This window comes from Microbacterium sp. F2 (assembly GCF_052274505.1).
GTDB lineage: Bacteria > Actinomycetota > Actinomycetes > Actinomycetales > Microbacteriaceae > Microbacterium.
On record NZ_JBNVBV010000005.1, the window covers coordinates 62,300 to 82,296 of the forward strand.

The 19,997-nt window shown below is 65.2% G+C and carries 14 protein-coding genes and 2 pseudogenes; 3 read left to right on the top strand and 13 right to left on the bottom strand.

From position 1 onward, the window contains the following. A complete protein-coding gene (locus ACQVDU_RS10460; RefSeq protein ID WP_443477078.1) occupies nucleotides 1-975 on the top strand; it encodes an alpha/beta hydrolase in 975 nt (324 codons plus the stop codon). Here the strand turns inward: ACQVDU_RS10460 and ACQVDU_RS10465 are convergent. After that, the gene (locus ACQVDU_RS10465) at nucleotides 972-2,216 is read right to left on the bottom strand and encodes a type II toxin-antitoxin system HipA family toxin (RefSeq protein WP_443477079.1); all 1,245 of its coding nucleotides are present in this window, start codon (nucleotides 2,214-2,216) and stop codon (nucleotides 972-974) included. The genes ACQVDU_RS10460 and ACQVDU_RS10465 overlap by 4 nt on opposite strands. Beyond that, on the bottom strand, nucleotides 2,213-2,452 hold the full coding sequence (locus tag ACQVDU_RS10470) for a helix-turn-helix domain-containing protein (protein WP_443477080.1): 240 nt from the start codon (nucleotides 2,450-2,452) through the stop codon (nucleotides 2,213-2,215). The genes ACQVDU_RS10465 and ACQVDU_RS10470 overlap by 4 nt, the downstream gene beginning before the upstream one ends. Nucleotides 2,453-2,648: 196 nt before the next feature. On the opposite strand from ACQVDU_RS10470, the pseudogene ACQVDU_RS10475 reads away from it, so the two are divergent. Beyond that, a pseudogene (locus tag ACQVDU_RS10475) lies at nucleotides 2,649-3,230 on the top strand (type I restriction-modification system subunit M N-terminal domain-containing protein); the annotation flags it as partial. A gap of 52 nt (nucleotides 3,231-3,282) precedes the next feature. On the opposite strand, the gene ACQVDU_RS10480 reads toward ACQVDU_RS10475, so the two are convergent. The 6 genes and pseudogenes from ACQVDU_RS10480 to ACQVDU_RS10505 form a co-directional block, all read right to left on the bottom strand. Continuing rightward, nucleotides 3,283-5,133, bottom strand: a complete 1,851-nt coding sequence (locus ACQVDU_RS10480) for an ATP-dependent nuclease (RefSeq protein WP_443477081.1) — start codon at nucleotides 5,131-5,133, stop codon at nucleotides 3,283-3,285. 20 nt (nucleotides 5,134-5,153) lie between these two features. Then, entirely contained in the window at nucleotides 5,154-8,543 is a 3,390-nt protein-coding gene (locus ACQVDU_RS10485; protein ID WP_195692263.1) for a DUF499 domain-containing protein, read from the bottom strand. A 5-nt stretch (nucleotides 8,544-8,548) separates the two neighbouring features. Continuing rightward, nucleotides 8,549-10,747, bottom strand: coding sequence for a DUF1156 domain-containing protein (locus ACQVDU_RS10490; RefSeq protein ID WP_443477159.1), 2,199 nt, complete (start codon nucleotides 10,745-10,747; stop codon nucleotides 8,549-8,551). 348 nt (nucleotides 10,748-11,095) lie between these two features. Continuing rightward, nucleotides 11,096-11,419: pseudogene (locus ACQVDU_RS10495) on the bottom strand (DUF1156 domain-containing protein); the annotation flags it as partial. Next, nucleotides 11,380-12,099 (bottom strand): DUF3883 domain-containing protein, encoded by a 720-nt coding sequence (locus ACQVDU_RS10500; protein ID WP_443477082.1) that lies wholly within the window; start codon nucleotides 12,097-12,099, stop codon nucleotides 11,380-11,382. The gene ACQVDU_RS10500 and the pseudogene ACQVDU_RS10495, both read right to left, overlap by 40 nt. Nucleotides 12,100-12,199: 100 nt before the next feature. After that, entirely contained in the window at nucleotides 12,200-13,381 is a 1,182-nt protein-coding gene (locus ACQVDU_RS10505) for a helicase-related protein (protein WP_443477083.1), read from the bottom strand. Nucleotides 13,382-13,444: 63 nt separating this feature from the next. On the opposite strand from ACQVDU_RS10505, the gene ACQVDU_RS10510 reads away from it, so the two are divergent. Further along, nucleotides 13,445-15,052 (top strand): recombinase family protein, encoded by a 1,608-nt coding sequence (locus ACQVDU_RS10510; RefSeq protein WP_024476692.1) that lies wholly within the window; start codon nucleotides 13,445-13,447, stop codon nucleotides 15,050-15,052. A gap of 230 nt (nucleotides 15,053-15,282) precedes the next feature. On the opposite strand, the gene ACQVDU_RS10515 is transcribed toward ACQVDU_RS10510, so the two are convergent. The 5 genes from ACQVDU_RS10515 to ACQVDU_RS10535 form a co-directional block, all read right to left on the bottom strand. Further along, nucleotides 15,283-16,251: an IS481 family transposase gene (locus tag ACQVDU_RS10515; protein WP_101852925.1), complete on the bottom strand. Its 969-nt coding sequence runs from the start codon at nucleotides 16,249-16,251 to the stop codon at nucleotides 15,283-15,285. Between the two features lie 682 nt (nucleotides 16,252-16,933). Continuing rightward, entirely contained in the window at nucleotides 16,934-17,644 is a 711-nt protein-coding gene (locus ACQVDU_RS10520) for a helix-turn-helix transcriptional regulator (protein ID WP_157553712.1), read from the bottom strand. 524 nt (nucleotides 17,645-18,168) lie between these two features. Then, nucleotides 18,169-19,023 (bottom strand): helix-turn-helix transcriptional regulator, encoded by an 855-nt coding sequence (locus ACQVDU_RS10525; protein WP_024476689.1) that lies wholly within the window; start codon nucleotides 19,021-19,023, stop codon nucleotides 18,169-18,171. Nucleotides 19,024-19,072: 49 nt separating this feature from the next. Next, complete coding sequence (locus tag ACQVDU_RS10530; RefSeq protein WP_024476688.1) at nucleotides 19,073-19,762, bottom strand: NAD(P)-dependent oxidoreductase; 690 nt, start codon at nucleotides 19,760-19,762, stop codon at nucleotides 19,073-19,075. Then, a complete protein-coding gene (locus tag ACQVDU_RS10535; RefSeq protein ID WP_197425747.1) occupies nucleotides 19,759-19,986 on the bottom strand; it encodes a hypothetical protein in 228 nt (75 codons plus the stop codon). Before ACQVDU_RS10535 ends, ACQVDU_RS10530 begins: the two co-directional genes overlap by 4 nt. Between the last annotated feature and the right edge of the window lie 11 nt (nucleotides 19,987-19,997).

Below are 19,997 nucleotides of genomic sequence, written 5' to 3' on the forward strand. Positions count from 1 at the left end.
ATGGAAGAGGTGTGGCTTCCTGACCTGCTCGGCGGTCGCTTCCGGCAGCGCGCGCTGAGTCTGGGCAGCGACGCCGAGGGCGAAATCGTCGCCACGCTCGTGCGACTGCTGCCGTCGTGGCCTGCCACGTGGACAGGACGTCTTCGCGACGTCGATGTTCTCTACGTGCACGGATGGTCGGACTACTTCTTCCAGACCAGCCTCGCGCAGTGGTGGGCTGACCGGGGCGCCCGGTTCTATGCGCTCGATCTGCGCAAGTACGGACGGAGCCTGCGCCCGGGTCAGACTCCGGGTTACGTCTCCTCGCTGTCCGCGTACGACGCAGACATTGCTGCGGCGCTGTCCGCGATGGGACGGGACGAGAGGCCGGGGCGGCGTCTCGTGCTGCTCGGCCACTCCACGGGAGGGCTCACGCTGTCGCTGTGGGCGGCACGGCATCCGGGGCTTGCATCGGCCCTCGTGCTCAACAGTCCGTGGCTGGAGTTTCAGACAGGGGCCCGGGGCAGGGAGGCGCTCTCGCCGTTGGTGGCGGCCCGTGCTCGGTGGGATCCGTTGGGCATGCATCCGGTTGTCGATCTCGGCTTCTATACTCGCGCGCAGCGCGAGGTCGGAACTCTGCCGGAGGCGCCGGACGGATGGCGACCTGAGCGTGGGTTTCCGACCACTCCGGGCTGGCTCAAGGCGGTGCTCGACGGCCACGAGACGGTTGCGGACGGCATCGAGGTGGGATGCCCTGCGCTCGTCATGCTGTCGCAGCGGTCGAGTTCGCCGCTGATGTGGCGCCCCGACATGCTCGAGACAGACTCCGTTCTGGTCGTCGACGACATCGCCAAGGCTGCGACGCGCCTAGGCCGCCTCGTGACCATCGCGCGGATCGAGGGCGCGCTCCACGACGTGTTCCTCTCCCGCGCAGCCGTGCGGAAAGAGGCCTACCGCGTGCTGGGGGAGTGGATGCAGTCGCAGGCGCTTCGCTAGCCTGCGGAGGGTGCTCGACCGTCTCCGACGGCCTGCCCCTCTCGCAGATTGCGGACGAAGCTGCTAATCGAATCGTGCAATTCGGGATGAGCCGAGTCAAGCGGAACCTCTTCGGCTACAGCAGCGGACAACTCATCGAGCACATCCGAGACCGCCGCTGCTGCGCGACGGAGCCGCCACGACTCGAACTCGCTGACGAGGTCGTCGCGCGTGATCTCGGCATGCCGGTACTTCCGGTTCACGGCGAGCGCCAGTCGACCATCTCCTCCGGAAGGGTGGGCGAGGGGCACCTGGTCATATGCCGGAGCGAGTGTCGGCACGTCGTTGGCGGGATGCACCAACCCGAGGTTCTTCGTGTGCATGTCGAGATTGCCGATACCGACGGCGAGAACGGTCATCCGCGCGAGGCGGAGCACATCTTCGGACCCGGCATACTGCAACAGTGCACCGGCGATGCGGGCGAGCGAGACCACGCCTCCGAGCTCCTGGTACTTCTGATTGCCGCTCGCGCCCAGCACCTGGTTGAAATCCTCCTGGTGGATGCGCGCGCCACCGGCTCGATCAAAACGTTCGATCACGAGCGTCGGCAGTCCGTCGAACTCCTCGACTCGGGTATCGAAAGCCGCGAGTCCGAGGCGACGTGCGAGGCGCGCGCCGTACTCCTCATCGAAGATGACAGTTGGTCGTGTGGGCAGTTGAGGCTTCAGGATGTGCGTCGACGGGAAGCCGCCGAGTGCTTGGTTCCACCTGGCTCCGGTTCGCGCCAAGACGATCTTCGGCTGGACGCCGCCGAGTGAGGTCCGCCCAGAGTCCGTCGCGTTCCCGAGCGGAGCGCCGATCGGATCCTCCAGGAGGCGTCGGATCCCCTCAGCGTCGATCGGGATCACCTCGGGAGTTCGTGGTTCCGACGGGTCGTCGACATCCCAGATCTGCAACGCACCCGCGACGTCACGGCCGTACCGCGCCAGAAACGCGGGTATGTCGCCGCGCCGCACACCACCCTGCGTGAGCATGTAGTCGAGTTGGTCGCCTTCGGGCACGAGCTCCGCGAACCAATTTCGGCGACGCCCCGCATGTTGCCTTGGCATCGAAGCCAGCAATGGAATCGCAACCGACATCACCCGGCTGTTTACCCCGAATGTCTCCCGTGCCTCATCGGTGATCTCGACGTCGAACGAGCGTGCATCAGGGCCGTGGATGTGTCCGATGATCGTGCCATAGAGCTCGACGGCGAGCCTCATGGCCGGGCTTCGCCATCCCACATCGCCGATAGCTCGACCCCGGTCGCCCGCATGAGGTCGAACATTCGACGAGCCCAGATCGTGGGCTTTCCGGATTCGAGCTCACTGACAGACCGCTGCGAGATGCCGAGCTGGTCGGCTAGCTCCACCTGTGTCAGGCCTCTTGCGAGCCTCGCCTGTTGGATCGCAAGCCCGATGTCGGCTGGGGAGCGCAGCTTTGCTTCGTACGATGCCATGGCCGTCCCTACTACGAAATCCGGATAGGCCGAGTCTATTACGAAATCCGTATGAGGATAGGTCATTACGAAATCCGGATACGGCAAGTTGTCGCGGGATCCCACGGGTGCTCGACGAAGCCGTCTGTTGTCGTCGGGTCTGTTGTCGCCGCCCTCCATTAGCGTGGAGGGGTTGCACGGATCGAGGGGACACAGCGTGGTCACGGGTGAGCTCAGACGCCAGGTCGACAAGGTCTGGGATGCCTTCTGGTCGGGCGGCATCGCCAATCCCGTCGAGGTGATCGAGCAGATCACGTATCTGCTGTTCATCCGGCGGCTCGACGACCTGCAGTTGCTCGCTGAGAAGAAGGCAGCCCGCTTCGGCGAGGAGGTCGAGAACCCAGTCTTTCCCGAGGGGTACGACAGTGATCTGCCGAGCCGCCGGCCGTATCGCGATCTGCGGTGGAGCGTGTTCACGAACTTCGCGCCAGCCGAGATGTTCGAGGTCGTCTCCGAGCATGTGTTCCCGTGGCTGCGCCGACTGGGTGCCGAGGGGTCGAGCTACGCGCGGAACATGCGCGATGCCCGGTTCACGATCCCGACCCCGGCGCTGTTGACGAAGGTCGTCGACCTGCTGCATGAGATCCCGATGGAGGATCGCGATACCAAGGGTGACATCTACGAGTACATGCTCTCGAAGCTCGCGACCAGCGGCACGAACGGGCAGTTCCGCACGGCCCGGCACATCATCAAGCTCATGGTCGACCTGCAGCGTCCGCGCCCCGACGACCTCATCATCGACCCGGCGTTTATGCGCAAGTCGGATGTCTCAAGAGACATCCAAGCGCCGGTCAGGCTGGTGCTTGGAGGTTCAAGTCGGTCGCTCTGCTCTCCCGTGAGAACTCGAGCCACCACCCTGCGAAGGCAGCCGGCGCAATCACTTCCAGCCTGTGCACGCCTTCGCCAACCGGAAGGACCTTGACGAGGCGCGCGTCAGCCTGCGCGGATGTTCCGACCGGCGAACCAAACTGGGCCGATGGGTCCTCTCTGAGGGCTTCCATGATCGAGTGCGCGACTCTTTCCACGGCCACTGCGAGAAGCGTTTCAACGTCGCCATGGAGGTCAAGCTCGTAGGCGGACCACACCGCGGCGGGGTCGAGGTCACAGGTCACCGAGGCTGCGGCACGTGCCTCAGCGACGCCCTTGCGATCGATAGCTAGAACCTGCTCCAACGTGCCTTGCGGATGCGCCCACACCCCGTGGTCCGCAAGCAAAGTGAGGAGCCGCGCCTTTCGGATGCCCTCCGCAGTCGACTCGTCATCGAGACCGGCCAACCAAGCTCCCCTCGATGCGGGATCGCTCGGAACCTTAGCCTCATCCGCTTTGCGGATTAGGGGACGCAGCACCGTTGAGATCCGACCGGGGCTCTCGGCGAACGTCTCCGTGATTGCACTTGAGAGCCCCGGCAGTGAGTCGAGGGTGCGCTGCATCTCGGGGTCGAACAGCGCGTCAAGATCACACACCGCGCGTACGTCCAAGCCCAGCTTCGTGCAGATCTCCAGCCATAACGCCACACCGCCGCTCCCGCCGCAGTCGACGAGATCTGTCTGCGCGACCACTTCCGCCGACGCGACGCGTGTAAGAGTTGTAGACATCGCGGCGACATCCGTCACACCCTCGAGCAGAACAGGTCGGGGCGAGAACACGATGTCGCTTACCAGTTGTGGATTCTGTGCGAGCGAAGCCTCCACGCGGTCCGCTTGCACATCCAAGACGCTCTCGCTCATCCGGCGCGGCGGCGATCCGGCGCCGAAGACCCAAATCGACGCCAAGTCGCTGGCGAGTCGTGGCCGCAAGAAGCTCGGCTCGTGTGTGACTACGATCGCGGATCGTCCCGACTGCTCGCATTCTCTGTTCAGCTCGGCGAGCCACAGCCTGGCCATGGAGGGGTGCAGGTGGAGTTCCGCCTCATCGACAACAAGCAACCGCCAGTCATCTCGATAGACCGCGGCGAGGAGGACCACCAGCTCGCGAAGACCGTGACCCTCGTCTCGAAGCAACGAGTACTCGACTGATCCCATGCGCACGTACGGGTCTAGGAATCCGGCTGTTTCGCGCAGTTCGATGGATCGCCCGAGAGCGCGACGGATGAAAGCTGCAACGCGTAGCAGGACCTCTGGCTCCTCACGAAGCGCATAGAGCTCAGTGGTCGCGAGACCAGCGAGCCTTGCCATCTCGAGGATCTGTCGGCGTTCTTCCTCGCCGATTGGGACGCCGCGGTACTCGGTGGGTGTTGAACCCCAGCCGTGGTTAACAACGTTCATCAACCCGACCAGGCGATCGGTTGTCAGGATCCGCTCGCCTGTGGCCAAGGCGATCGCGCGAGCGGCCTTTGACTTTCCGCTGCCATTTCGCCCGACGAAGTACTGGACTGGGTGCGACCAGTCCGAGATCTCGATGAATTCGTGCTCAGAGCCAACCGAGTCGATCCCAAAGACGCCAGCTCGTCTGATGGTGACCGAGTCGGGGAACTTGTCACCATCAGTCGGCATTCGACTGATGGACGTCACCTTGAGCGGAGGGTCCCAGGTGTGGATGGCGAGGAACTGATCTGCAGCTTCCCGCTCACTGCCCGCGTCAACCTGCTGACGGTCGATACTGCCACCATTCGGCGCTACCGCCGACACGAGGAATCGGGTCATTGATCGTGTCCAGACTCTGGTCAGTTCTCGAAACCGGAGCTCGGGTCGAACTTGAGAACGCGCGCGTTCTCGGAGATCGTGCGCACTTCGCCTTCGTCGAATCCGTCGCTCTTGCTGGCCTGGATGTCGATGGTGATCTCGAGCTTGGCGCCGGCGCCGGCGAGGCGGTCGATGATTTCGCGAGTCACGTTTCCGATGTCGCGCGAGTACCGGTCGGGGTCGACCTTCACGGAGCCGAAGTAGCGGCTCGGGCGTCGCGGCGCGGAGCTCTCTTCGTTCGATCCCTCCTCGTCTGCTTCGTCATCGATCAAGACGACGTCCACCGGGCCGACCTCGGCGGCGCCGTCCTCTGCTGCGCGCCGGGCGGCTTCTCGAGCGGCGGCGGCACGATCTGCAGAGGCCTGTTCGTCGGCCTTGTTCCAGTCCACGAGGAGCGTGCTGTCGGTCACCTGGAGCGCGGCGTTCTGCGCAGGCGGCACGATCAGTCCGCGGTAGCGACTGGCCTCAGTGTCCTTCGCTGACGCGATCGCGAACTTCTCGCCGTCGACGAGGACCGAGTTGAGCGAGCGTTCGATCGCGGAGTCGAGCGTCTCCCTCTTGACGAGGCGCGGCAGGTAGACGTAGCGCGTGAAGTAGCCCCACAACTCGCCAACGCTGATCTCGCCCTTGTCGCGCCACAGCTGCCCAAGCTCCTGATGGAGGGTCGCTCCGAGGATCGGCGCACCCAGCTCGGTCACAAGCTGATCGTCGCGGGACAGCTTTGCGGCGACGCGCTCGGCAAGCGAGCGGCCGCTCGAGTCCGGCACCTTGTCGGTGATCAGCTCGAACGGCTTGGTGGCGTCGAACTGCTCGGGGTAGACCGCCCACACGAAGGTGTCGCGGATTCGATCCGAGACGGTCCGATCCAGGCGCGTGACCCAGTCGTCGGTCTGCTTGCGCTGCTGTACCGACAGGTTGAGGCTCTCGCTGGTCGCCTGCACGCGCTTCCACGCGAGATAGCTGCGAGCAGCGGCCTCCAGGCTCTCCAGCTCGCTCTTATCGGCCACCAGGAACACGAGAGTGTTGCGGTGCACGCGCTGGCTGGCGCCCTTGGTCTCGATCGCCTCGCGCACCCACTGGTGGGCTGAGGAGTTGGCACCGTCGGACTTCCGCCGCGAGTGGCGCGGGTGGACGATCACCAGGCGCGCGTCTTCGAGGTCGGGGATGTCGGCGCTGGATGCCGGCGCGACGTGAACTCGATCGAAGACACCGCGCGCACGTTCCTCGCTGCGAAGTCGCTCGGTGATCTCGTTCCACACGGTCTCGACGTCTTCGCGGAGTCGCTCGGCATAGTCGTTCGCAGTCTTCGTCACCGACGGCTGAGTGTCGAACCAATAGTGGCCCTGTTCCTCGTAGAAGTACGTCGACCGCTGCGCGAGCAGCTCGATCGCACTGCCGAAGTTGCCGAGCGTGTCACCGGGCGCCGCGGTTCCGAGCCAGACGTACTGCTTATCCAAGCCTTTCCGCGACGCCTTGATCCTCGGGGCAGCTCCCATGAAGATCGTTCGCGCGATCCGCTGCGTCACGAACCGCTGGCCCAGATTGGGGCGGTCGAGGTCGATCTGTTGCGCCATCGACCCCGGACCGTCGATGTCCGAGTCGATGATCGGCTTCCACTGGTCCTCGAGATACTGAGTGAGGTCGGTGTTGACCGTCGTCGCTTCCAGCGGCACGTTGCCGGGGAGGATCAGCGGGGACGTGTCGTTCGAAGCCCACAGCTCGTGCACGATGGACGACACGAGCTTGAGCACGCCGCGGGTGCGCTGGAACCGTTCCAACGTTGACCAGTCCTCGTAGAGGCGATCCAGCAGCTCGGGGTGCAGCGGGTACGACGCGCGAATGCGCTGCTCGTAGTCGTCACTCGGTGCCGCGGCATCCCGGGGGAATAAGGCGGTGTTGCTCCGATAAAGAGTGACGAAGCTGCGAGCTACGGCGGAGATCGTGGTCAAGCCCTCAGCGTTCGGCGCCTGGAAGATCCGGCGGCGGACGATCTCGAACGACTCGTCCTTGCTCGACGGTCGCCACTGGTCGGCGACCCGGCGGATCACGTTCTGCAGGCGCTCCAGCGCAAGCTGGCCGTTGGCGCCACCGATCTCGATGTCGCTACCGCTACCCGCATCACCGGTATCAGATGCCGGGATCGAGACGACGAGCATCGCGCCGGGCACTGACCGCACGACCTCCGTCAACGACTGCGCGAACGTGAACTGTGTCTCGAACGAGCCTGACGGAAGCTCCTTGTCCGTGACGAGCTGCCGGGCGTACGCGACCCACTCGTCGATCAGGATCAGCGCCGGCGAGTACTTCGCGATCAGCGTCCGCAGCGCTTCACCGGGGTTCGTCCCAGCACGGTCATCGTCTGCGATGAGGTCGTACGCCGCGCGGCCGCCGAGCTGCCACGCGAGCTCGCCCCAGAGCGTGCGCACCTCGGTCCCGTCGTCCTTAATGAGAGGTGATCCCGCCTTCAAGTACGTGCCGACGAGCGCGACGCGCTTCACGCCCAGCGCCGCAAGATCCGGGTTTCCGGTCTCGGCGATGAGCTCCTGCAGCTCCTGCGGGAAGTCCTTTGCGGGGGTGCCGCTGAAGAGGTGGTAGAGAGCGAGCATCGAGTGCGTCTTGCCACCACCGAAGTTGGTCTGCAGGTTGACGACCGGACTCGCGTTGCCGTCCCCGCCGCCCACGCGTCGGAGCGCGCGCGACAGCAGATCCCGCAGACCCTCTGTGAGGTAGGTGCGGGTAAAGAACTCGACCGGGTCGCCATACTCGGGGCTCGTCGCCTGACCGGTTCGCACGAGATGCAGGTCGGCAGCGAACTCGGATGCCGTGAACTCGCCGCGTGCCACATCATCGTGCGGGCGGATAACCTCGCGCCACGGCCGCAACCCCGAACCCGGGTCGAGCGTCACTGCCGTCCGCTTGACCTGCTTACGCGTCTGATCCTCGAAGACCGTGCGCTGTAGGTCGACCCGGAGCTTACGGACGTCCTCGGCCGAGTCCACCGCTCCAACGGCATGAAGCAGTCGCTCGATCGTGTCGAGCGCGCGCGCCGCGTCATCAGAACTGAACGGCTCGTTGTGCGCCCACAGATTTCGCGTCTCGCGGAGCTCTGAGCCGAAACCCTGCTGCGCACGCGACAGCACGTCCTTGAACCGGTAGCCCTGCTCGGTGATCGCGCGAAGCTGCACCTGCACATCATGCTTAGTCAGCGTTCGGGCTAGTCCACCCCGGCGCTGCGCGTCTTCTTGTGCCCACGCGGCAGGCCAATCCGACGTACCGTAGGCTGCGGTCATCACTTCATCGACGGAATCGAGCAGACCCTCCGACAACAGGTCGAAGGCCTTTCCCACGCGATCACGGTTGTTCATCGCCATCGAGCTCAGTCCCCATCCTCATCGAAGTCGAACGCCTGCTGAACGGCCCGCGGCGTACCGGCGTGCTTTCGCGCCTGCTCGTTCACGTCACCCCACGCACTCACCAGCCCGTTGAAGAGAATCGCGTCTTTGGTGTCGCGCTTCTTCTCGGCCTCGTGGAATAGCAGGAATCCCAACTCCTTCACCGCGTCGAGATTCACCCGCGTCTGAACTGAAGGAAGCAGGGAAGCGACCTGATCGGCTCCGTGCTTTGCCATCACCGCCGCAAGGCGAACCGTCGCCTCCCACACGCTGACGCGCTCGTCGGCGCTCACGTCCCATGCGCCTTCAAGCTGGGTCGGCGAGAGAAGTCGCGCCTTCCCGCCCTTTGCCTCGAAGATGCCCCCGCGCTCAAGCGCTCCGATCGACGTATCGGAAGAGCGCGCAAGCTGGTCAGCAATGCCGGAGTTCTCCTGGGTCCAGCCGTATTGGCGATACCACTTGACTGCGAACCGAGTGTCGGGATCGAAGTCCGACTCTTGCTCGCCGATTACTTCGTCCAGCGTGGCGTTTACGAGCAGGAGTGCGTCCTTCACACTCATGTCGGAGCCATCCGCCTCCCGCACCCGCGAGTACCGGGAGAACACGGATATGCCGGGTCCAATTGCCGCCTGCGCGAGATCGACGGGTGCAATCGCGCCCTGCATCAACGTGCGTAGCGCCTCTGGGAGCTCCGCCTTCAGTGCGGCCACGAACGCTCGTCGGGTCGTCGTAGGCGCATCGCTCGGGCGGGGGCGACAAGCCAGGACAATCGAAGAGGCCAGGGCGTTGGCATTTGAACCGATTAGCCTTCCGCTCATCTCGGTTCGCATGGGCCACGTCGCGGTTATCTCCCACCCAGAGTCAATGAGACCGTCCAGTAGCGTGTGCCAGCCGGTAGAGGAGGTCCCCTCGGCGTTGGCCTCCTGTTGCTTGTACGCGTAATAGACAGTCAGCGGGACATTCGGGTCTGCGCCCTCGCGGACTCGGGCAAAGACCGAGTTGAAGCCCTCGATGAAGAACTTCTCCGCTCCTGCTTTGCCATCATGTCGGTACGGATTAGCGACAAGCTCCTCGAACTTCGGAGTGAGCATAGTCCCAACCGTCTTCGAGTGGATCGTTGAAAGAGATCGTCGCAGCCAGACGTAAAAGAAGTCCGATAGGTCCGAGTAACCGATGTTGTCGTAGTAGGGCGGGTCGGTGGAGATGACGGCGCCCGAGTAGTCACGTGTCGAGGCATCCGCCTGACGTGCGGTGCTTCGACGTCCCGCCGGGAGACGGTCGATGGCGTCGGCCATTCCATCGATCTGGGTTATGAACCCTCCAGACCATGTCGAAAACACATTCGCCTCTGCGTAGTCCCACGCCATGGGAATGGCCTGACGAGAGAACACGTTTCGGATCTTCTGGAGACTGCTGTCCCAGCCGCAACTTGATGACGAGGCGTTGGTTTCTCGGCTGACCGCCAGCGCGAGATACGTTGCGACGGCATCTGCATAAGCCTCCGCGCCAGTCCCTCCATTCTCGAGTCGGTCGCCCTTCGGGAGACCCGCGGCAAGCGCGTCGTCGCGGACCTTCTCGCGGGCGTCCGCGACGAGATCACTCAGCGTGGTCAGCGCAACGAGCTGCCTATTGGTGAAGAGGTCGGAGAACTTCGTCAATCCATAGGCCGGTGGCGAAAACCAACGGGGGTTCGTTGGTACGTCGGCATCGATAGATGAATCCGGACGATCGACCGCCGCGGCCGCGGCCTGCTCTGCAGTGGGCGATAGGTAGAGTCGGCCGCGCGCGCCCTCCGCCACTACGGCTATGAGGTGTGCTCCAAGCTCGCCCCGCTTCCCCGCTTCGCGGACGTAGTCATACGTGAAGGGTGTGCCATCAGCAACCGAGCGGGCGCCTTTCCCGTGCTTGATGGTGCCGTCGTCATCACCCTTCGGGCCGTTGGCGTCATTGTGCACCTCGTAGTGGATCTTTCTGCCGACAACCCGGGCTTCGATCCACGCCTCGCTACCCTTCTTCTTGTTCAGCCACCAGGAGCGAACCAACGGAACCTCGATTGGGTTTGCCGGATTCGGGCTATTGACGGTGCGGGCCCAGATCCAGGCAATGACAGTGTGCTGCGTACCGTCTGGTCCGGTGACCTTGGGGTAAAGATGCCCGATGGTCCGCTCGGCTTGGTCTCGCATCCAGTTGCCGTACGCGCGAACATCCTCCGCCAATCCCTCGGAGCGGCCCCACGCATTGCGGGTCCCAGCAGCGCCTGGATGGACAGGTGGTCGGCCGGCGAAGGTCGGCGGAATCTCGATGAGCGCCTTGTTGATGAGGACCGCGACGGGGTTTAGGTCGCTCGCGTGCGCTTCGAGCCCCAGCCGCTGCGCTTCGAGTGGAATGGCCCCACCGCCGGCGAACGGGTCCAGGACGGAGGGTAGCTTGCCATCGTTGCTCTTGCGGATTTCCGCTCTCGCCTGGGCAAGAAGCGCATCATCATTGCTGTTCTCCCAGATGATCAGCCGCTCGAGCAGTCGATGCAGTCGTGCACGCTCCGCGTCCTGCGCATCGACTGTGGGGAACTCTTCCGGACGAGACGCAGGGTCGTCGACCAGCTGGGCGAAGAGAACGGCGCGTGCGACCGAAATAGGGCGGCGCGCCCAGTAAAGGTGCACCATCAGAGGTAGCCCTTTGCGGATCGACTTTTTCTCACGAGCGGCGGCGAAGTTGATGGCTTCGAGCGGCAGAGACGTCTCGATGAGCTTCTTCTTGGGTGCTGCGTTCACTGATGCATCTCTCGTGGGTCCGTTAGTCGTGTCGCCTGAATCTGTCATCGCGGTGGGCCTCCGCGATCCCAGTAGTCGTGCCATTCCTCGTTGTACGACCGTGTTGTCGCGGACGGCTCAATGTGGGTAAACGCGTCCATGACATAGCGAAGTCGGTCCCGCTTCTCGCCGTCCGGCGACACGAGGACGAGGGCGAGTCGGTGACGGTCGCCCTGCGTCTGCGCGAACGTGACCTCGTTCGTCGTGATGGTGAAGGTGTCGGACCCCTCGATCCGCCCCTTCACCTCGATGTAGTGAATGCGCCCGTCGGGATCGAAGGACTGGATGTCGTATCCGGGATTGTTCCTGGGCATCTCGTGGGGCGTGCGGCCGAGTGCGCGTTCGGTAGCGAGAACGGCTTCGACGGCTCGGCGTTCGACGAGCTCGGTGTTGCGCGCGAAGGTCTGAGGCGCGGCATCCTCGTCGCCAGGCGACAGTCGTTTGCTCGGCACGACGAGTGCTGACCCGCGGACAACGGCGGGAAGTGCGACGAGTTGCGTGCTCTCGTCGAGGGCGCGGAGCCGCTTGTCGAGTCGTTCGTCGAGCTGGCGGGCTCGCTGGAGCGCGGCGTCGGCGCGGAGGCGGCCTATGGTGCCGGAGCGTTCGAGCGCTTCGAGGCGATTGTGCTCGCGGTCCCAATGGTTGATCTCGGCCAGGAGGCGTTCCTTGACCTGCACGCGGGTGCGGTCGACATCCACGGCTATCCGCGCGGCGAGTTCGTCCATGCGAGGTGCGAGTCCGTCTCGATACGCCCACGTCCGGATAGAGCGTTCATGGTCGCTGTTTGCCCACTCGTCCGCGAGGACCTCGGCGATTGCCGCAGCCTCACCCGCGTGTGGTGCGTCGTAGTCGAGGTAGGGCGGCGCAGCAGCGAGCGTGACAGCCCCCGGTGGTGTCGAGGACGGGGTAGTCGAAGTGGTGCGACACGGTGTCGGCATCGGTGGTGGCGTTCTGGATGCGCTGCTCGACGGCATACAGCAGTGCAGTGTGCTCGGATTGCTGTTCACGGCGATCGACGAACACGGTTCCTCGTTTGAGCACGGGCCCGAGGTCTTCGATCGTGAGTTCGATGACCGCTTGGAGGAGCGGGTGGCCGGGGGCGAGAAGTGCCGCCTGTGTCTGATTCTCGGGGCGAACGTGTGCAGTCTCGAACGTGGCTCGTTCGTACCGCTCCGGCACAGGTGCCCACCGGTTGAGTCGGCGTGCCGTGTCGATGACGCGCTGTGGTATCCGCGTGATCTCGTATCGGCCCTTCTCGCGCCGACGGATACGGCCACCGAGGCGTTCGAAGGCGGGGAGGAAGAACGCCGCGATGTATCCGGGCTGCAGGCGTCGCTCGCGGGCCTTCTCCATCCGCTCACGGATCTCTTCGAGATTGAGCGAGGAGTACATCTCGGGGTGCAAGGCTCGTTCAGCGACCATGGTGTCGAGCCCGTGGGCGACGCTCGCGTCGATGACTCGGTCGAGCTCGGCCTTGCGTTCCGGCTCGTCGCCGTACCGGATCGCCTCGATCAGCAGTTCACGGAGCGACTTCTCCTGGAAAGCATCCGCGTCGCCGAGAACGTTGAACAGGTTGCCGTTGTACGCGATCGACATCTGGTCGATCTTCGACAGCAACCGCGTGAACACGTCCCCCTCGCGTGTGTCCTTCGCGACCATGTTCCACAAGTGGCACACTTCCCGCTGGCCGATGCGGTGGATGCGGCCGAAACGCTGCTCGATCCGGTTCGGGTTCCACGGCAGGTCGTAATTGACCATGAGGTGCGCCCGCTGCAGGTTGAGGCCTTCGCCCGCGGCATCCGTCGCCAGGAGCACGACGGTGTTGCGGTCGTAGGTGAACTGCTCGCGCGCCGCCTTGCGGTCTTCGCGGCGCGTGCCGCCGTGAATCGTGATGACCGACTCCGGGCGACCCAGCTGCGTCGTGATCTTCTGCCGCAGGTAGTCAAGGGTGTCCTTGTGCTCGGTGAAGATGATGATCTTGCGCGGTTCGCCCGAGTCGTCGTGCACGAGTAGCCGAGGTTCTGTAAACGCACCTACCTCTCGATGAGAGCTAGGAAGGCGGTGGCTGAGATGAGCCACGATCAGCAGGAACGAACCGCAGGCAATGAGCCGAACGACCAGGCGACGGCGCAGGCGTCGCCGTCGTTGCGGGCGGTGGTGTATGTGCGGATCAGTGATGATCCCGAGGGCACCGAGCGCGGTGTTGACCGGCAGGAAGCTGACTGCCGGGCGTATGCGGCAGCGCACGGGTGGGAAGTCGCCCAGGTGTACCGGGAGAACGACACGTCGGCGTTCAAGCAGCGCACGATCACACTCCCGACGGGTGAGCGGGTGCGGCGCGTGGTGCGCCCGGAGTTCCGCGCGATGTTGAAGCACCTCAGCGAGCAGCGCGCCGGGGTGATGATCGCCTACGACCTGGATCGGGCGGTGCGCGACCCGAGAGACTTGGAAGACCTGATCGACGCCAAGGTACTCAACGGCTTCAGCGTCCGCTCCGTGACCGGCTCGCTGAGGTTGGATACGGATTCTGATGTGGCGATGGCGCGGGTGCTGGTCGCGATGGCGAACAAGTCCTCAGCCGACACCGCCCGCCGTGTCGCTCGGGCGGCGAAGCAGCAGGCCATCGAGGGCACTTGGCATGGTGGGCAGGTGCCGTTCGGCTACCGCGCCGAGAACCACACGCTCGTGATCGACCCCGAGGCTGCCGAGTTGGTGCGGGAAGCCGCGCGGCGGGTGCTGGCCGGAGAGACGTTGTACCGGATTCTCACCGACTGGAACCGGCGGGGTATCCGTACGACGCACGGGTGCCGGTGGTCGGATCGGACACTCAAACTGGTGCTGCGCAACCCCTCGATCAAGGGGGTACGGGAGTATCGACCGTTGTTGCCGGACGGCACCCGGTCGAAAACCTCCCTGATGCAGACGACCGCCGCGTGGCCCGCGATCTTGGACGAGGACACCTGGCAGCAGGTCTCCGATGTGCTCGATGCCCGCAAGCAGGCCCGAAACTTCCATCAGCCCGGCAGTGGGGCGGCGAAACGGCTGTATCCGTTCTCGGGTCTGATCCGCTGCTCGACCTGCGGACGCGCCATGCTGCATCGCGGCCAGGTGTATCAGTGTGTGCAACAGGTGCCGGGCGGGTGCAACCGCTCGATCCGTTCCGGCGACCTCACCAAACTCGTGGAGGAAGCCGTGCTCGCGACGTTCGAGCAGATCACCCTCAACCCCGCCAAGCGCCAGTCTCCGGGCGCGGATCAGGCCGCACGAGTGGGGCTTGCCGCGACGCTCGATGCCGACCGGGAACGCCTCGCCCGGCTCGATGATGACTACTACGACGGGTTGATCGACAAGTCGATGTGGGTGCGGCAACGCTCACGGATCGCCGAACGCATCGAACGCACCCGCCGCGAGTACGCCGCCACGGTGCCGGAGCACACTGGCCCGTCGATTGATATGACGACCGTCGCACAGGAGTGGGCCGACCGTACCCCGATGTGGCAGCACCAGGCCGCCAGTCTCGTCCTTGAAGCCGTCCTCGTTCACGCCCTGCCCAGGGGGATGAACGGCGCGACACCGGCGAGGCGGCGCAATGAGACCGTCGAAGCGTTTCATGCCCGCCGTGAGGTGTACCGGGCGGGGATTCTCGCACATCGGGTCGAGTTCGTCTGGCGCGCCTAACGCCCCCGCGCCTTCGGCAGGCCGCAGAGGGCTTGCAGTTGCTCACGCACCCGTGGGTCAGCGATGACCGGAGGCAGGCCCTGCGCTGCGCGGCTCTCCCGCGCGAGGCGTGCGCCGAGTGGTTCGGGGGCATCGGTCGAGGCTGGTTCGGGCGTGGTTGTGGTGGTCTGCGTCGAGGTATCCATGTAGACAGGTACGACAGGCAAACCACAACATCTAGTTGTACGGGGTCAGGACGTTGGTTGCAGTCGGCTGATCGGGGGGTTGCCTCCGAGGGCTGAGTGGCGTCGTCCAGTGTTGTAGTGCTCGAGCCAGGGGTCAAGTGCTGCGGTGCGGTCGTCGTTCGAGGTGAACGGTTGCCGGTAGGCCCATTCGGTTTGCAGGGTCCGGTTGAACCTCTCCACCTTGCCGTTCTGCCACGGGCAGTGCGGTTTGATGAACTTCTGCCGGATGCCGTGCGCGCCGCAGACGCCGCGCAGCGACCATCGGTAGGCCCAGGCGTTGTCGGTGATCAGCCGCTCGATGCGGGGGATGCCGTGCGCGGCGAAGTAGCCGATGGCGCGTTCGAGGAACGCGGCGCAGGTCGGGCCCTTCTCGTCGGGGAGGACCTCGGAGTATGCGAGCCGGGAGTGGTCGTCGACGACGGAGTGCACGTAGTCGTAGCCGACGACGGTCTGTTTCCGGGCGGCTGTGGAGCCCATCGCTCTGCCGTGCGCCTTCCACCCGCCGCCGTCGGGGATGCGACCGAGCTTCTTCACGTCCATGTGCACCAGCTCGCCGGGCTGCTCGCGTTCATAGCGGACCGCTGTGGTCTTCGACGCGCGGATCCGCTCCCCGGTCATCGGGTCCAGATCGACCAGACGAGGCAGCCCGGACCGGGCGATGATGCGCGACACCGTCCGCGCCGGCACCCCGGTGCGGGCCGCGACCTCGTCACGGCCGACTCGTTCCTTCTTCCGGATCGCGACCACCGCCGCGGCCCTGGCATCGGGGGTGCGGTTGGCGACGTGGTGAGGCCGCGAGGAGCGATCGTAGAGACCGGCTTCACCCTCGGCGCGGTAGCGGTCCAGCCACCGCTTCACGCAGCGTCGGGACACGCCCATTGCCGCGGCGATATGCGCCTGCTTCCACCCGGCACCGGCACGATGGACGATGAGCAGCCTGCCGTGCACGGTCAAGCGGGCATTACGGTGGGACACGAGAACCTCCGAGTTCGTGAAGACGTCAGACATCTCCACTAAGCCCGGAGGTTCTCCCCTTTCACAAGACCGGAAACGCCACCAACCTCATGGCCGGGTACATCTAGTACCTGGCATCGAGTTGAGGTACTATATGCAGACTTATCCACAGGGAGCTACCTGCGACCGACCCCAAACGGGGTATGTCACGGGGGTGCCGATTCGGTACCCTCGTGAACCGGCTCAACGGTGCCGCAAATTTTGCGGCACCGTTCGCGCCCGTGACGGCCAGCCGAGCGGAGCGAAAGCGCAGGTCCGACGGTGGTGGCGATTCGACACCACCGTGAACGGTCGCGGTGAGGTCGCAGCGGATGCGGCTTGGTTCGCGGGGGCAACGGCGAAACTCCTGGTCGGACGGTGGTGCCAATTTGCCACCACCGTCACGAGAACCACAACGAGCAGCACAGCGGGCCGAGGTCGCAGGCTGGACGGTGTGGGAAATTTTCCCCGACCGTCGCCCCGCGAGTGTGGTGCCGCCGATTCGACGGAACCACCCCGGCCGGGAGTAAAAGCCCTGGTCGCACGGTTCCGGCAATTTGCCGGAACCGTCACCCCCACCCCGACATGCAGGCGCGCCGGAGCGTATCGCGGTCGCGTGGTGGCGGTGCTCATCGTCGGGTTCCTCCGGTCGTGTGGGCAGGTGTCAGTAGGTAGGTGCGCACCCGTTCCCACGGGAGTCGTCGGCGCGTGCGGTGGCGATGCCGACGCCCGGCCCCGCCCGGCTCGCGGACGGTGGGCCGTAGCGCCGGTACTCGATGGGGGTCACGCCCATGTAGCGGCGGAAGATGCGCGAGGCTTGCCCGCAGTGGTGGCACCAGCCGACCCGTTCGGTGATCGTGCCGATGAGCAGATCGGTTTCGCGGATCAGGCGCGCCATCTCCTGTACGCGCAGGATCGACAGGTACACCGGCGGCGTCACCCCGAACGAGTCCTTGAACACCCGATTGAGCTGACTCGGCGACAGGCAGGCGTGCGCGTCCAGTTCGGTGAGCGGCCACTGCCTGGCGATGTTGCTCTGCATGAGCGCCGCCGTGCGCATAATCTCGCGGCGCACCGGCTTGAACTCCCGCCACCGGGGAGGCGCGACCCGCACGGCCCGCTGCCGAGAGGTCAGCGGCGGCACCTCCACCGGCGCGTGACGAACCAGCGGCGCGATGGCGGCGAGCACCGTGAACAGCAGCGCATACGCACGGAAGTAGCCGCGCGGCGATTGGTCTTCGCCGGTGAGTGTGGCGAGTTCATCGAGGATCGGCCCGAGCCGTTCGGCCTGCGATTCTCCGACGCGCAGCACCTGCACCGGATCGGGATACAGGTGAGTTGCGAGGTCGCGTGCGGCTTCGCCGTCCGCGAGCACGTCGAGGTGCTGCCAGAACAACTGCTCGACCAGTAATCGGTATCCACTGCCACTGTCCTCACCGTGACGGTGCCCTCGGGTTCGTACCCGAACTCGACGTTCGGGGCGACCAGCACCACATCACCCACCGACGCCGACCCGCCCGCATCGGCATCGGCATCGGCATCGGTGAGGATGATCGAGCCGTCGCGCACGACCACGAAGCGCACACAGTCATAGGCGGTCGCCGCCAATATGCGACGGTGACGGATGCTGGTGACATAGACGCAACTCCACGGCTCGACCGGCTGCACTATCGCGGGGTGCGGCGACTGCGGCGTCCTTGTAGGCTCATGACCGGTCGGCGTGGTCGCCGGGCGTTCGAGTAGCAGCGACATGACGACCTCCCTTCTCTGACCACCCCCGAGCAACCAGGGGGAAGAACCGGCCTACCAAGCACCGGCGGTCGCGGCGAAGCAGGAGACGAGCAGGCCGGGCGTTTCCCGGTCACTCCGGCACTTTGCCGGGCAGCGCGACCGGCTCGGTCATGGGAGGTCGGTCATGAGCGGGCGCATGTCTCGGTAGCGGCTCGGTGTCACTCCGGTGTGCGCTGTGGATGCTTCTACCGCGCGCGACCGGCTCCGCCACCCCACCCGCTGCCCGGTGGCGGTGACGGTGATGTTCGTCTCGCGTAGGAGCCGCGCCATCTCTTGCACGCGGAGCATCACCAGGTAGGCGGTCGGGGTCTTCCCGAACGTGTCCGTGAACACGCGCACCAGGTGCTTCGGAGAGAGCCGCACCAGGGCTGCCAGTTCCGCGAGCGTCCACGGGTGCGTGATCCGGCTGTGCAGCGCGTCGCGCACCAGCATCGCCTCACGACGCAACGGTTCAGGCACCCGACTTCGAGCGGAGAACGGGCGAGCGCGGGCACGTTGCAGCCGGGTCAGCCGCACCGTCGAGACGCGGATGCACGGCGCGATCACATCGGTGATGAGGAACCAGAGCGCCTGCATCCGATGGAACCGTTCCAGGTACTTGCCCTCGACGGTGAGGGCGACCAGCTCGTCCAGCCACGGCAACAACCGCCCGGCTCGATCCCGGCCCAGGTGCAGTACCTGGGCAGGTTCGGTGTACACCTTTCCCGCGAAGTCGTGGGCGTCGAGGCGGTCGTGCAAGATCGCGGAGTGTTGCCAGAAGAACTGATCCAGCGCCATGTCGGTGTCGATGTAGACCGTCGTATAGGTGACCCGCCCCTCGGGTTCGACGCCGAACAGCACGCTCGGCCCCAGCAGCACCGCGTCGCCAAAGCTGACGGGTTGCTGTCCGAACTCGCTGAACACGATGGCCGTGCCGTCACGGATCACAACGAGCCGGACAACGTTGTACGCCGCCAGGCCCACAGGTCGATGCGTCGTCCGTGTCCGAGCCGACAACGGCGGGGAGATGCGCCTATCCACTCATCGGGTGCTTTTCTGTCAGTTCACTGGGCCATGCGATGAGTTGCGTGCGAGTGTCGTCCTTGGTGGAAGTCTCCGCGACTGCCGCTCCGAAGTCGGCATAACTGATCGCTTGTCGGGTGAACGCAGTCTCGTCTGTGGAAGGGGAGACTCGTTCCCAGCGTGCTGTCGTCGGCCCCTCCGGTTCGTAGACGGGCGGCGGGATCAGATACGCCCATTCTGATCCTGCGTTGCCCGCTTCGAGGTGGTCGCGCAGCATGGCGTGTGCTCTCCCGCGCGGCAGTGTGGGTTCTGGGAACCGGGGGTCTTGCCAGAACCGTCTGTCTCCAGGGAGTCGGAGTGCTCCTGCTCCGCCGACCGTGACGATCCGGGCCGGAGCGCCGTTGGCCTTGGTGCTTGCCTCGATGAGTCGATCATGTACGGCCACGAGTTCGGTCGGGGCGATGTCCTCACGCAGTCGGATCGCGTTCATGACGACGTCGATGCCGTGCATTGCTTGCGTGAGACTGGCGTTCTCAGCGATGTTCACGACCGTGGAGGTCAGCGATGCAGCAGTCTTGGCGAGCCGCGTGGTGTCTGCCGGATCGCGCAGCGCAGCGGTCGCCTCGATGCCTGCGGGGAGATGAGCGAGGATGGCGGCTCCGGTGCGCCCGGTCGCGCCGAGAATCAGGATGCGAGTCATACAGGTACCTCCGAAGCGGGCGTGCGGGTGAGTCGGGCGAACCCGGTGAGGCTGGCGACGGCGAGCACCATGAGCGCGGCGAGACTGACGAGCAGGATCGGGAAGTCCAAGCCCAGGTAGGCAGTGAGTGGGCCGACGCTGGCACCGAGGAACAGCACGAATCCGTTGAGCGCCATCCCACCGGCCCGGTTCGGGGCGGCGGTCTCGCCGAACAGGGTGATCATCGCGGGCACCG

What these genes read in the sequence shown, in the direction of transcription:
- ACQVDU_RS10470 (WP_443477080.1), bottom strand. Translation starts at nt 2,452, where the DNA reads ATGGCATCGTACGAAGCAAAGCTGCGCTCCCCAGCCGACATCGGGCTT.
- ACQVDU_RS10530 (WP_024476688.1), bottom strand. Translation starts at nt 19,762, where the DNA reads ATGACTCGCATCCTGATTCTCGGCGCGACCGGGCGCACCGGAGCCGCC.
- ACQVDU_RS10510 (WP_024476692.1), top strand. Translation starts at nt 13,445, where the DNA reads ATGAGCCACGATCAGCAGGAACGAACCGCAGGCAATGAGCCGAACGAC.
- ACQVDU_RS10490 (WP_443477159.1), bottom strand. Translation starts at nt 10,747, where the DNA reads ATGCGAGACCAAGCCGAGCGGACCATCGGGCATCTTTACCCCAAGGTC.
- ACQVDU_RS10535 (WP_197425747.1), bottom strand. Translation starts at nt 19,986, where the DNA reads ATGATCACCCTGTTCGGCGAGACCGCCGCCCCGAACCGGGCCGGTGGG.
- ACQVDU_RS10500 (WP_443477082.1), bottom strand. Translation starts at nt 12,099, where the DNA reads ATGGACGAACTCGCCGCGCGGATAGCCGTGGATGTCGACCGCACCCGC.
- ACQVDU_RS10485 (WP_195692263.1), bottom strand. Translation starts at nt 8,543, where the DNA reads ATGGCGATGAACAACCGTGATCGCGTGGGAAAGGCCTTCGACCTGTTG.
- ACQVDU_RS10465 (WP_443477079.1), bottom strand. Translation starts at nt 2,216, where the DNA reads ATGAGGCTCGCCGTCGAGCTCTATGGCACGATCATCGGACACATCCAC.
- ACQVDU_RS10480 (WP_443477081.1), bottom strand. Translation starts at nt 5,133, where the DNA reads ATGACCCGATTCCTCGTGTCGGCGGTAGCGCCGAATGGTGGCAGTATC.
- ACQVDU_RS10460 (WP_443477078.1), top strand. Translation starts at nt 1, where the DNA reads ATGGAAGAGGTGTGGCTTCCTGACCTGCTCGGCGGTCGCTTCCGGCAG.